Origin of the sequence: Streptomyces sp. NPDC020597 (assembly GCF_044335095.1) — a bacterium.
In the GTDB taxonomy this organism is placed as follows: domain Bacteria; phylum Actinomycetota; class Actinomycetes; order Streptomycetales; family Streptomycetaceae; genus Streptomyces.
In genome coordinates this window covers 34,721-47,474 of record NZ_JBIRUL010000018.1, presented here as the reverse complement: position 1 = coordinate 47,474, position 12,754 = coordinate 34,721, and the positions used below count along the sequence as shown (strand labels likewise).

General features: G+C 73.4%; 11 protein-coding genes. 5 read left to right on the top strand and 6 right to left on the bottom strand.

What is annotated here, in order from left to right; all coding sequences use genetic code 11:
• Positions 1-40: 40 nt before the first annotated feature.
• On the bottom strand, positions 41-1,597 hold the full coding sequence (locus ACH4ZA_RS27060) for a sodium:solute symporter (protein WP_398432068.1): 1,557 nt from the start codon (positions 1,595-1,597) through the stop codon (positions 41-43).
• 226 nt (positions 1,598-1,823) lie between these two features.
• On the opposite strand from ACH4ZA_RS27060, the gene ACH4ZA_RS27055 reads away from it, so the two are divergent.
• The gene (locus ACH4ZA_RS27055) at positions 1,824-3,956 is read left to right on the top strand and encodes a carbon starvation CstA family protein (RefSeq protein WP_398432067.1); all 2,133 of its coding nucleotides are present in this window, start codon (positions 1,824-1,826) and stop codon (positions 3,954-3,956) included.
• A gap of 38 nt (positions 3,957-3,994) precedes the next feature.
• A complete protein-coding gene (locus tag ACH4ZA_RS27050) occupies positions 3,995-4,186 on the top strand; it encodes a YbdD/YjiX family protein (RefSeq protein ID WP_398432122.1) in 192 nt (63 codons plus the stop codon).
• A gap of 63 nt (positions 4,187-4,249) precedes the next feature.
• Here the strand turns inward: ACH4ZA_RS27050 and ACH4ZA_RS27045 are convergent, their stop codons facing one another.
• From ACH4ZA_RS27045 to ACH4ZA_RS27035, 3 genes are all read right to left on the bottom strand, one after another.
• Entirely contained in the window at positions 4,250-5,041 is a 792-nt protein-coding gene (locus ACH4ZA_RS27045; protein WP_398432066.1) for an SURF1 family protein, read from the bottom strand.
• 93 nt (positions 5,042-5,134) lie between these two features.
• Positions 5,135-5,368 carry a hypothetical protein gene (locus ACH4ZA_RS27040; protein WP_079041440.1) on the bottom strand — a complete coding sequence of 78 codons (234 nt, stop codon included), beginning with the start codon at positions 5,366-5,368 and terminating at the stop codon, positions 5,135-5,137.
• A 128-nt stretch (positions 5,369-5,496) separates the two neighbouring features.
• Positions 5,497-6,498 (bottom strand): DEDDh family exonuclease, encoded by a 1,002-nt coding sequence (locus ACH4ZA_RS27035; RefSeq protein WP_319281624.1) that lies wholly within the window; start codon positions 6,496-6,498, stop codon positions 5,497-5,499.
• Between the two features lie 406 nt (positions 6,499-6,904).
• Between ACH4ZA_RS27035 and ACH4ZA_RS27030 the strand changes: the two genes are divergently transcribed.
• From ACH4ZA_RS27030 to ACH4ZA_RS27020, 3 genes are all read left to right on the top strand, one after another.
• Positions 6,905-7,615 (top strand): VIT family protein, encoded by a 711-nt coding sequence (locus ACH4ZA_RS27030; RefSeq protein ID WP_319281622.1) that lies wholly within the window; start codon positions 6,905-6,907, stop codon positions 7,613-7,615.
• Between the two features lie 200 nt (positions 7,616-7,815).
• A complete protein-coding gene (locus tag ACH4ZA_RS27025) occupies positions 7,816-8,754 on the top strand; it encodes a sterol desaturase family protein (protein WP_398432065.1) in 939 nt (312 codons plus the stop codon).
• A gap of 50 nt (positions 8,755-8,804) precedes the next feature.
• Positions 8,805-9,476, top strand: coding sequence for a lysoplasmalogenase (locus tag ACH4ZA_RS27020; RefSeq protein WP_398432121.1), 672 nt, complete (start codon positions 8,805-8,807; stop codon positions 9,474-9,476).
• A gap of 48 nt (positions 9,477-9,524) precedes the next feature.
• Here ACH4ZA_RS27020 and ACH4ZA_RS27015 read toward each other — a convergent pair whose 3' ends face one another.
• Both ACH4ZA_RS27015 and ACH4ZA_RS27010 read right to left on the bottom strand, forming a co-directional pair.
• Complete coding sequence (locus ACH4ZA_RS27015; protein WP_319281618.1) at positions 9,525-10,937, bottom strand: CoA transferase; 1,413 nt, start codon at positions 10,935-10,937, stop codon at positions 9,525-9,527.
• 138 nt (positions 10,938-11,075) lie between these two features.
• A complete protein-coding gene (locus ACH4ZA_RS27010) occupies positions 11,076-12,608 on the bottom strand; it encodes a S8 family serine peptidase (protein WP_319281617.1) in 1,533 nt (510 codons plus the stop codon).
• Positions 12,609-12,754: the final 146 nt, after the last annotated feature.

Sequence of the window (12,754 nt, the reverse complement as noted above, 5' to 3'; positions counted from 1 at the left end):
TGCGCGGACGGCTCCTGCACGGGGATCGGGTGTCTGCGTCTCACGGGTGGTTCGCTCCCGTCTCGGGACGCCGCCTGGGGATCAGGCGGGAGGGCAGGTCGGTGGTGTCGGCGCCGCGGGGGACGCGGAGGCGTTCGAGGAGCGCGGTGCCGGCGGTGGCGACGCCCAGGTTGAGCAGCAGGGCCGCCAGTCCGGCGTAGACCTCCATCGGTCCGAACCCCAGGCTGACGGTGGCGGAGAAGCCCTCGCGCACCACGAGGCAGGTCCCGGCCGCCATGCCGGCCGCCCAGCCGGCGAGCAGCGCCCGCGGGTGCAGTCGGCCGGTGAACAGCCCGACGGCGACGGCGGGGAAGACCTGCAGCATCCAGACCCCGCCCAGCAGCTGAAGGTTCACGGCGTCCTGGTCGCGCAGCCCGAACACGAAGGCCACCGCGCCCGCCTTCGCGGTCAGCGAGACGGCCTTGGCGATCCGCACCTGCCGCTTGGGCGTGGCCGTCGGATGGACGTACTCGACGTACACGTTGCGGACGAAGCTCGTGGCGGCCGCGATCGACATCACGGCGGCCGGGACCAGCGCCCCCACGGTGATCGCGGCGAACACCAGACCGGCCAGCGCGGCGGGCATCAGCCGGTCGACGAGCATCGGCACGGCGGCCTCCGCGCCCCCTGCCGGAGCCCGCACGCCCGCCGCCGCGGCCGCGACGCCGAGCAGCCCGAAGAGGGCGAGCAGACCCGTCCAGACGGGCAGCGCCGCGGCGACCTTGCGCAGGGTGCGCGGGCCGTCGGCGGCGAACCCGGCGGTGAGCACGTGCGGGTACATCAGCAGAGCCAGCGCGGAGCCGAGCGCGAGCGTCGCGTACGCGGGCTGCTGTGCGTCGGTCAGGACCAGCGAGGAGTGCGCCACGTCGGGTGCGCCCGCGCGCCGGGCGGCGCCCTCGAAGACGGCGCCCGGTCCGCCGAGCCGCTGCAGCACCAGCCAGCACACGGCGGTCAGCGACACGAACACGGCGACCGCCTTCAGCGCGGAGATGACCGCGGGCGCCCGCAGCCCGTGCCGGTAGGTGGCCACCGCGAGCCCCGCGAACAGCGCCACCATCACCAGGTCTCCGGCCGCGCCGCGCGGGTACACGCCGCCGGCCGTCAGCACCGCCCGTATCCCGAGCAGTTGCAGCGCCAGGTAGGGCATCGTCGCGAGGATCCCGGTCAGCGCCACCACGAGGGCCAGCGGCGAGGACCCGTAGCGCCCGCGCACGAAGTCGGCGGCCGTGACGTAGCCCTTGCTTCGGGCCACGCTCCACAGCCGGCTCAGCAGGACGAAGGCGAGCGGGCAGACGATCACGGTGTACGGCACGGCGAAGAACGCGGACGCGCCGTTGCCGTACGCCAGTCCGGGTACGGCGGTGAAGGTGTAGGCGGTGAAGATCGTGCCGCCGAGCAGCAGCCAGGTCCAGACGGGGCCGAGCGAGCGGTCGGCGAGCGCCCAGCCCTCCAGGGAGGGCAGCCGGTCGCTGGGGCGCAGCCTGCGCGCGGTCGCGGCGAGCAGCGACGCCCCGCCGATCACGGCGAGGAACGTCGTGGTCATGGCGCCGTCGGCCATGGGTCACCGTCCTTGGTGTGCCTGTCCCTCACCGGTTCAGTTGCGCTGACGGCCGGTTCGGTTGACCGGGAAGCGGCAGAAAACAAACGGGGATTTCGCTGTCAACCGCTTCCGGCGGGCGGGCAACTCTTGCACAGACCGACAGCGAGCGGGGGAGCCGCCCGTCGCTGATCTCCTGGCGCCCCGTGTCACGAGGCGCGCCGCACTGCCCAGGCGAGGAGCCGCCATGTCTGTGTCCACCCTGCCCGAAACCGGTCTGCCGGGGCCGGAAAAGTCGCGTATGTCACTGAGATCCGCCCTGCTGTGGGCGGCCGTGGCGCTGCTCGGCGCCGTCGCCTGGGGCGTCGTCGCCCTCGCCCGGGGGGAGCGGATCTCGGCGGTCTGGCTGGTGGTCGCGGCCCTCGGCTCGTACGCCATCGCCTACCGCTTCTACTCCCGCTTCATCGCCCGCCGGGTGCTGCGCCCCGACGACCGCCGGGCCACCCCCGCCGAACGCCTCGAGGACGGCGTCGACTTCCAGCCCACCGACCGCCGGGTCCTGCTCGGCCACCACTTCGCCGCGATCGCCGGCGCGGGCCCCCTGGTCGGACCCGTGCTCGCGGCGCAGATGGGCTATCTGCCCGGCACCCTGTGGATCGTCGCCGGAGTGATCTTCGCGGGCGCCGTGCAGGACATGGTCGTGCTGTTCCTCTCCATGCGCCGGGACGGCACCTCGCTCGGGCAGATGGCCCGCGACGAGATCGGCCGCGCGGGCGGAGCGGCGGCCCTCCTGGCCGTCTTCGCCATCATGATCATTCTGCTCGGCGTGCTGGCGCTGGTCGTGGTCAACGCGCTCGCCCACTCGCCCTGGGGGACCTTCTCCGTCGCCATGACCGTGCCCATCGCCCTGTTCATGGGCTTCTGGCTGCACCGCTTCCGGCCGGGCCGGGTCGTGGAGACCAGCCTCATCGGCGTGGCGCTGCTGCTGCTCGCGATCGTCGGCGGCGGCTGGGTGCAGAACTCCTCGCTGGCCGACGCCTTCACGCTCAGTCCGACGACTCTCGTCTTCTGCCTCATCGGCTACGGCTTCGTCGCCTCCGTGCTGCCGGTGTGGATGCTGCTCGCCCCGCGCGACTACCTCTCCACCTTCATGAAGATCGGCACGATCGCGCTGCTGGCGGTCGGCGTGGTCGTGGCCGCGCCCGTGCTCAGGACGGACGCGGTCAGCGACTTCGCCTCCTCGGGCACGGGCCCCGTCTTCTCGGGGTCGCTGTTCCCGTTCCTCTTCATCACCATCGCCTGCGGTGCGCTGTCCGGCTTCCACGCCCTCGTCTCGTCCGGGACGACGCCCAAGCTGATCCAGAAGGAGTCCCAGGTCCGGCTCATCGGCTACGGCGCGATGCTGATGGAGTCGTTCGTCGCGATCATGGCGCTGATCGCCGCGGCCACCCTGGAACCGGGTCTGTACTACGCGATGAACGCGCCGGCCGGCCTGCTGGGCGCGACGGCCGAGTCGGCGTCCCACGCGGTGGCGGGACTCGGCTTCACCATCAGCCCCGACCAGCTCGCCTCCGCCGCCAGGGCCGTCGAGGAGCAGACGCTGATCGCCCGCTCGGGCGGCGCCCCCACGCTGGCCGTCGGCATGTCGGAGATCTTCTCCGGCGTCTTCGGCGGCGCCGCGATGAAGGCGTTCTGGTACCACTTCGCCATCATGTTCGAGGCGCTGTTCATCCTGACCACGGTGGACGCGGGCACGCGCGTCGGCCGCTTCATGCTCCAGGACATGCTCGGCAACGTGTGGAAGCCGGTCGGCCGGGTCAACTGGAAGCCCGGCATCTGGCTCTGCAGCGGTCTGGTCGTCGCCGCGTGGGGCTACTTCCTGTACACCGGCGCCACGGACCCGCTCGGCGGGATCAACCAGCTCTTCCCGCTCTTCGGCATCGCCAACCAGCTGCTGGCCGCCATCGCCCTGACCGTGTGCACGACGGTGCTGATCACGTCCGGGCGACTGCGCTGGGCCTGGGTGACGGGCGTGCCGCTGGCCTGGGTCGTGGCGATCACCTTCACCGCCGGCTGGCAGAAGATCTTCTCCGACGACCCGAGGGTCGGCTTCTTCGCCCAGCGCGCCCGCTACGCCGACGCCCTCGACGCCGGGCAGGTGCTGGCCCCCGCGAAGTCGACGGCCGACATGCACACGGTGGTCGCCAACTCCACGGTGGACGGCGTGCTGATCGCCGTGTTCCTGCTGCTGGTCGCCGTGGTGATCGTGAACGCCGCGGTGGTGTGCGTACGGGCCGTGCGGTCGCAGGACCCGCTGCCGACGACCGAGGCGCCGTTCGTCGAGTCCCGGATCGACGTGCCGGCGACGGTGGGATCGTGAGCCTCGCCGTGCGCCCGTCCCGGGCGGTGCCCTGGCTCCTGAGGGCGGCCTCGGGCTGGGCGCGGGCCGTGCGCTGGTACCTGCGCGAGCTGACCGGCGAGGCGGAGTACGACCGCTACTGCGAGCGTCGCCGACGCCACCACCCGCTCGCGCCGGTCCCGACGCCGCGCGAGTACCAGGTGCTGCGCAGTCTGCACCGCGAGGAGCATCCGCAGAGCCGCTGCTGCTGACGGACCGACCGGCCGTGCGGGCCGGCGCGGCGGGCGTGCGCCGGCCCGGGCCGGCGGCGCCCGCTACACCGTCGCCGGCTCGGCCGGCTCCGTCTCCCGGGCGGCCGTCGCCGCCCGCTCGCGCGCCTCGCGGCGGACCAGGATCAGCCAGCCGACGGGGACGCCCGCGGCGAACAGCCACCACTGGATCGTGTAGGCGAAGTTCAGCGCCGCGTCCTCACTGCCGGGCCGGCCCAGCAGCTCGGGGCTGTCGCCCTTGGGAGCGGGCGCCGTCAGCGCGATGTAGCCGCCGAGCACCTGTGCACCGAGCCGCCGGGACTCCTGCTCGCTGTTGATCAGCATGATCTGCCGGTCCGGCAGCCCCTTGAGGTCCTTGATGCCGCTCGCAGCCGTCGTCTCGTCGGGCATCAGCCGCCCGGTGACGGTGACCTTTCCGCCGGGCGGCGCGGGGATCTCGGGGAAGACGGTCTGGCTCGGGCCGTCCGCGGGGATCCAGCCCCGGTTGACCAGCAGCACCTTGCCGTCCGTCAGGACGAGCGGGGTGAGGACGTGGAAGCCGACCGTGTCGTCGGCGTTGACCCGGCGCCGGACGACGACCTCGTGCGCGGTGTCGAAGACCCCGGCGGCGCTCACGCTGCGGTACCGCTCGCCGCGGGTGACGACGTGCCCGACGGCCGTCAGCTTCTCGACGGGCACCGCGTCGGCGGCCAGCGCGTCGGAGACGAGCTGGTTGCGCGCGGTGCGCTCCTCGTAGCGGTGCATCTGCCAGAAGCCCAGCCGGATCATCGTGGGGATGAGGAGGAGGGAGACCAGCGTGAGGATCACCCACTGCCGGGACAACAGGAAGCGGTACACCCCACGACCGTACAACTCGGTCGTGGGGCGCATGCGGCCGGGTGCCGCGGGACGTCTTCCCGGGCCGGCTCCGAGGAGCGGCCGGGAACGGGCTCAGACCTTGTCGACGATCCCCACCCGGCCCTCCGCGCGGGCGCAGTGCGCGCCGCAGTACCAGTGACCCTCCACCTCGACGCCCTGGCCGATGATCTGCACCCTGCAGTGCTCGCAGATGGGGGCCATGCGATGGATCGCACAGGAGAAGCAGTCGAAGACGTGGACCGCGCCCTGCGCGTGCACCTCAAAGGTCATTCCGTAGTCATTGCCGCAAACTTCGCATCTCGCCATGGGCCACAGGGTGAGCCGTCGCCCCCGCGCGGGCGAGCGGGCGGCGGGCGAGTCGCGCGGCAATCACCCGTACGCACCGGTCGGCGCCGCCGCGTTCGCGCAGAGGTCCGCGCAGACGTCCGCGCGGGTCACCCGTCGGCGGGTTCCACGTCCCGCAGGAGCTGCCCGAACGCGGCCTCGTCCACCACGGGCGTCCCGAACTGGCGCGCCTTCACCGCCTTCGACGTGCCCGAGTCGGGGTCGTTGGTGACCAGCAGGCTGGTCAGCCGGGACAGGCTCGTGGCGACATGAAGCCCCGCCTCGGCGGCACGGTCCTCCAGCAGCTCGCGTTCGACCGAGGTGTCTCCCGAGAAGGCGACCCGCATGCCCTGCTTGAGCCTTTTGCCGTCCTCGTACCGGCCAGGGTTCGGATACGGGCAGGCCGGCCTCTTGCGGGACGGCCTCCAACTGCTGGGCCGGTAGCCGCCGTAGCCGCCGCCCGGGCCGCTCGCCTGCCGCCCGATCAGGGACGCCGGACGGTCGGCCCATTCCGTCAGCGGACGGCACTCGAGCAGCGGCAGCCGGACTCCGCCCTCCGCCGCGGCCCGCAGGCTCGGCCGGAAGGCCTCCGCCAGCACGCGTGCGTCGTCCAGCGCGTGGTGCGCCCGCTGCTGCACGACGCCGAAGTGGGCCGCGAGCGACTCCAGTTTGTGGTTGGGCAGCGGCAGCCCCAGCTCCTTGGACAGCGCGATGGTGCACAGTCGCTGCCGCACCGGGGCCTCACGCTCCGCGCGCGCGTACTCCCGAGCGATCATCTGCCAGTCGAAGACCGCGTTGTGCGCGACGAGCACCCGGCCGTCGAGCCGGGCGGCGAACTCCTCCGCCACCTCGTGGAAGAGAGGAGCGCCCTCCAGCACGTCGCTCGTCAGACCGTGTATCCACACCGGGCCCGGGTCGCGTTGCGGGTTGACCAGGGTGTACCAGTGGTCCTCGACCTCACCGCGCGCGTCCAGCCGGTAGACGGCCGCGGAGATGATCCGGTCGTCCCGCGCCAGGCCGGTGGTCTCCACGTCAACGACCGCGTATCCCCGGGGATACGCGGTCGGCCACTCCGTGGGGGAGGACGCTGTCGTCGTGTGGTCTTCGAGCATGGTCACTGAGGATACGGGCCCGCACCGACACCCCGCCGCCCCCGCCCCACGGCGCAGGGCGCGGGAAGTCCGCCGGACCGCACGGCAGTTCGTGGTGCGTACGCGTGCGTGTCCCCGGCCCCTGGCCGACGGCGGCGCAACTGCGGCCGCGCGGCGCGAAGTTCCGCGACTCCGTCCGACGTCGTGCCCTCCGCCACCGGCCCCCGGCCCCGGCCCCCGTCCTCCGTCCCACGCCCCGCCCTCGGCCCGAGTCCGACGTCCGTCCTCGTGCCCGTCCGCGGGCCTCTGCCGCTCACTCCGCCGGTCCGCTCACTCCGTCCGGTCCGTCCGGTCAGTCCGGTCCCGTCCGCGCGCGGCCGGGCGTCGCAGCGCGGCCCGCGGCCTTCGAGGTGTCATCCTCCGTCCTGTGACGGAACCCACCCACGCCGAGGCCCACGACGGCTCGCTCGGATCCCGGCTCAACTGGCTGCGCGCCGCGGTCCTCGGCGCCAACGACGGCATCGTCTCCACCGCGGGTCTCGTCGTCGGCGTGGCCGGCGCGACCGACCACCGCTCGGCCCTGCTGACGGCCGGGCTCGCCGGGCTGCTCGCCGGGTCGATGTCCATGGCGGCGGGCGAGTACGTCTCCGTGTCGACCCAGCGGGACTCCGAGAAGGCCGCGCTCGCGATGGAGCGGCGGGAGCTGCGCGAGCAGCCCGAGGCCGAACTGGAGGAGTTGACGGGACTGCTGGAGGAACGGGGCCTGTCCCGGGACGTCGCCCGGGAGGCGGCCGTCCAGCTCACGGAACGGGACGCCCTGCGGGCGCACGCGCGCGTGGAGCTCGGCATCGACCCCGACGACCTCACCGACCCCTGGCATGCGGCCTGGGCGAGCTTCCTCGCCTTCACGGCGGGCGCCCTGCTGCCGCTCCTGGCCGTCGTGCTGCCCCCGGCCGACTGGCGTGTTCCGGTGACCGTCGTGTCCGTCCTGGTGGCCCTGACGGCCACGGGCTGGTCCGCCGCCCGGCTGGGCGCGGCGGCCCCCGGGCGGGCGGTGGTGCGCAACGTCGGCGGCGGGGCCCTGGCGATGGGGGTGACGTACGTGGTCGGTTCGCTGCTGGGGGCCACGGGGGTGTGAGGCGGACGGGGAGCGAGGGGCGGGGGCACGGGGTGGCGGGGGCGTGAAGGAGGCGTGGAGCCGGTGGAGATCCGTCGTCGCGGGTCGGCGCGGCTCGGCGGGGGTTGGCGGGGATCGCCAATAAGCAAGCGCATACCCCTGGAAATACTTGTCGGTAACACCGTCTAGCCGCAGCCCACCAGCGGTTCTACGGTGCCTGCATGCCGAACCTGCCCGATGTCGTGCTGTGGTCGATACCCGCCTTCGTGCTGCTCACCGTGATCGAGGTCATCAGCGTCCGCGTCCATCCCGACGAGGACGCCGCCGGGTACGAGACGAAGGATGCCGCGACCAGCGTCGGCATGGGGCTCGGGAGCCTCGTCTTCGACTTCGTCTGGAAGATCCCGATCGTCGCGATCTACACCGCGGTCTACGAGCTGACCCCGCTGCGCGTGCCCGTCCTGTGGTGGACGCTCCCGCTGATGCTGCTGGCGCAGGACTTCTTCTACTACTGGTCCCACCGCGGCCACCACGTCATCAGGGTCCTGTGGGCCTGCCACGTGGTGCACCACTCCAGCGAGAAGTTCAACCTCACCACCGCCCTGCGCCAGCCCTGGACCACGCTGACCGTCTGGCCGTTCTACGTTCCGCTCATCGCCGCCGGCGTCCACCCGGCCGCGCTGGCCTTCTGCTCCTCGGCGAACCTGGTCTACCAGTTCTGGATCCACACCGAGCGGATCGACCGCATGCCCCGGTGGTTTGAGTTCGTGTTCAACACGCCGTCCCACCACCGCGTCCACCACGCCTCCCAGGGCGGCTACCTGGACCGCAACTTCGGCGGCATCCTGATCGTGTGGGACCGGCTGTTCGGCTCCTTCGTGCCCGAGACCGACCGGCCCGTGTACGGGTTGACCAAGAACATCAACACGTTCAACCCGATCAAGGTGGCGACCCACGAGTACGTCGCGATCGCCAGGGACGTCAGGGCCGCTGCGGGCTGGCGCGAACGGGCGGGGCGGGTCTTCGGCGGGCCGGGCTGGCAGCCGGCGCCCCGGCCGGCCCCCACCGGGCCGACTGCGGCCGACCCGGCTGCGCCCGACCCCTCCGTGCCCGTGCCCCCGCCGTCGGCGGCACCGGTCGGGGAGACCACGGCCGCGTGATCCGCTCCCGCGTCCCGTCGGCCCCGTCCGCCGAGTCCGCCGAGGCACCCCTGTCCGTGAAGTCCGCCCTGTGCGCCCTGTTCGTGCTCGCGGCCGCCGTGGACCTGCTCAGCCTCGCCGTCGGCTTCGAGCCCGGACACACCGTCGCCAAGCCCCTCCTGATGCCCCTCCTCGCCGGCTGGGCGGCCCGGTGCGGCGCGCCCCGGCTCCTCGTGGCCGCCCTGCTGTGCGGCTGGGGCGGCGACACCCTGCTGCTGTTCGACGCCGACGCCGCCTTCCTCGCCGGCATGGCGTCCTTCGCCGCCGGGCACGTCTGCTACCTCGTGCTGTTCATCCGCGCCGGCCGCTCCCGCGCGGGCGCCCTGCTGCTCGTCCCCTGCTATGCCGTCGCCCTGATCACGACGGTCCTGCTGCTCCTGCCCGGTCTGCCCGCGGAGCTGCGCCTGCCCGTCGCCGTCTACAGCACCCTGCTCACGGCCATGGCCTGCACCGCCGCCGCCCGGCTCGGCCCGGTCGCGGGTGCCGGCGGCGCGCTCTTCCTGCTCTCCGACACGCTCATCGCCACCGGCGTCGCGGACTGGCCGCAGCCGCCGCGCCCCGACCTGTGGATCATGCTCACCTATCTCGCCGCCCAGGTCCTGCTGGTCCGCGGCTCCCTCGGCGAGCGGCGGCCGACGGGGGAGAGGGCCGACAGCCGGCAGGCGCTCGCCGGCCCCGGATGAGGGGCCCCGCGGCTCGGAGCCCCCTGCCCGGCCGAAGCGGGCCGGAGTTCAGAGCCAGCGGGCCGGATCGGCTCCCCAACGGCCCGGCGGGCGCGCCCAGTCGGTGGGCCCGCCGGCGAAGCGCACCGGCGGGAGGGCGTACCGCAGCGGCCCGAGCGGACTGTCGGTGCGGGCGAGCCACGGCGTCGGGTCGAGACGGCCGTCCCCGGTTCGCCGCACGTCCCGCTCCGGTTCGGCCTCCACGCCGGCCCGGCCGCCCGCCGTCAGCCACGCCGCCGTCCGGGCCAGCGCCAGCCGGACGAGGCGGGCGCCGCCGTCTGCCGACCGCTCGGTCAGCGCCCGCAGCACCCCGGCCGCCAGCAGGTAGCCGGTCCCATGGTCCAGGGCCTGCGCCGGCAGCGCTCCGGGCTGCTCGGCCGAGCCCTCGAGGGCCGCGATGCCGGTGGCCGCCTGCACCAGGCTGTCGAAGCCCCGCCGGCCGCCCCAGGGCCCGTACGCGCCCCACGCCGACACCTGGGCGACGACCACTCCGGGCCGGCGTTCGGCCAGCGCCTCGGGGGACAGCCCGAACCGGTCGAGCGCGCCCGGCCGGTACCCGGTGACGACGACGTCCGCGGTCGCGAGCAGCTCCTCGAAGGTCCGCCGGTCCGTGGCAAGGTCCAGCAGGGCGGAGCGCTTGCCGAAGCCCGTGTCGGCGTGCTGGTCCGGCAGCTCGGGCAGACCGGGCGCGTCCAGGCGCAGCACGTCCGCGCCGAGCAGGGCGAGCGTGCGGGTGGCGACCGGCCCGGCGAGGACGCGGGTGAGGTCCAGTACGCGCACTCCGGCGGCCGGCAGCAGGGGACCGCCGTCCACCGGCGCGAGCGCACGCGCGCGTGCCCCGTCCAGCGTGCGCCGCTCGACCAGGGGCCGTTCGGCGATCGCGGCCGCCTGCTCGTGGGCCGCCCACTGCTCCGGTGTGCGCAGCGCGAAGGCCAGTCCGCCGGCCGCGTGCACGGCGTCCTCCACGTCCTGTGCCCGGCGTCCCGCGAGAACGGCCTCGACGGCGGCGGGGCCGCCGTCGTCGCGGTAGCCGTCCGCGGGCAGGCCGAGCGCGCGTAGCAGGCGCTCGCGGTGGTGCGGGTAGTTGGCGTGGGTGCGCACCCAGCCGTCGGCGGTCCGCCAGAACCGGGACAGCGGGGCGAAGAGCACCGGAGCCCGGTCGTCGACCAATGTCTGCCGTTCGCTGACGAACGCCGCGGCCACCGCTCCGTCGTCCACCCGCACCTCGGGCGCCTCGGGCAGGCCGGCCCGTCGCGCGCCCAGCTCGGCCGCGGCCAGCGCACACGCGCCGACGCAGGCGCGCGCCAGCTGCCGCACGGGCAGCCGCGACGGCAGGCCGCCTTCCCGGACGACCGTCGTCACGCGCGCGAGGAGAGCGGGATCGCCGCCCAGTTCCGACCATGCGAACTCGATGTCATTCATGACTGCATGATGCATTATTGATGCAATCAATATATGCGCGATGCGTCGCCCGCAAGGCCGTCGCGCATGCGAGAGGGCCGGGCGGATGACCGCCCGGCCCTGGGACCCCGTGCGCCACGGTTCGCGGCGGCGGAGCGATTACTTCACGGCGCGCAGCGCGTTCACGACGCCGTGGCCGAAGAAGCCGTTGAGGCGCTTGCCGCCCACGCACGTCGCGTCCACGACGCCGTTGCCGTCACCGTCGTACGGCTCGGTCGGGCAGGCCGTGCTGTCCGCCTGGAGTTTGAGCAGCGCCTGCAGCTGGGCGGGGCTCGCGTACGGATGCGTCGACTTCAGCAGCGCGGCCACGCCGGCCACGTGCGGCGACGCCATCGAGGTGCCCTGCAGGTAGCCGTACGTGTTGTTCGGCAGCGTCGACAGGATGCGTCCGTTGGCAGACGGCGTGTCCGGGATCTGGTACTTGTCCCCGCCCGGAGCCGCCACGTCGATCGCGCCCAGGCCGTAGCTCGAGTAGTACGACTTGGTGCCCTTGACGCCCGTGGCGCTCACGGTGACGACGCCCGGCAGCTGGGTCGGCACGTCGAAGCACTCGTGCGGGTCGATCGTGCGCGACACCGGAGTGCCGTCGTCGGGGCTGGACGCGTCCACGATGGCGTCGGAGTCGAGGTCGTGGTTGGAGTTGCCCGCCGAGGCCACGTTGAGCGTGCCCTTCTTCTGGGCGTACAGCTGGGCCCTGTTGACCGCGTCGACGATGGCGCGCTGGTCCGGGTCGTCCATGCAGTTGTACAGCCACGGGTCGACGTAGTAGCTGTTGTTCGTGACCTCGACGCCGTGGTCGGCGGCGAACACGAACGCGCAGACGACGTTCTCCGGGTAGAAGAGGCCGTCCTTGGGGTCGCTCACCTTGATGCTCGCGACCTTGACGCCCGGAGCCACACCGGCGACGCCGACGCCGTTGCGGGCGGCCGCGATCTCACCCGCGACATGCGTGCCGTGGTAGTCGTCGGCCGGGTTGTAGGGGCGCCACGCGCCGGGGGTGGTGTCCGCGACGCCGCCGACGCAGTTCGCCGACTGGGACGCGGAGAAGTTCGCGGTGAGGTCCGGGTGGGTGTCGTCGACGCCGGTGTCGATCACGGCGACCGTGACCCTCCTGCTGCCCGGGTTGATCTCGGCGGCCTTGTCGGCGCCTATCGCGCGCAGGTCCCACTGGTCCGCCTCGAGCGGCTCGCTCTGACCCGCCGTGCCGGACGCCTTCGCGACCTTCGCCGCCTCCGCCTTCGACAGGACCTGCACCGTGCCCTCGCCGGTGGTCCCGGCAGGGCTCAGCGGAGTCGTCCGGGTGGCGCCGGCCGACTGCACGCCCCGCACCGCGCGTATCCGCGGACCGAAGTCGGGGTTCGCCGAGTGGACGACGAGGACGCCGATCTTGTCGTAGGACGCCACGACGGTGCCGCCGACCGAGGCGATCGCCTTCTTCACCGACCCGATCGTGCGGTGGTCCGCCCTCGTGTTGACGACGTACGCCAGGGCCGGGGCGTCGGTCGCCCGGGTGGCGGACGTCGCGACCGGAGCCGCGGAGGCCGCCGTCGGCAGGAAACCGAGGGAGGCGGTCAGCGACAGCACGACGGGCACCGCGAGTGCGAGGCGGCGTCTGGAAGGCAGATGAGCCATGGGGTCTCCACATCATCCGGAAAGGGGCCCGACCGAGCGCAGATCCTGCTCGGCAGGTACATGACGGGTGGTGCAGAGCCGAAGCTATCCAACTGACTCGCCGGCCAGCAACGACCTCGGGCGACGACTTCCGGAAGGGCCCGCCG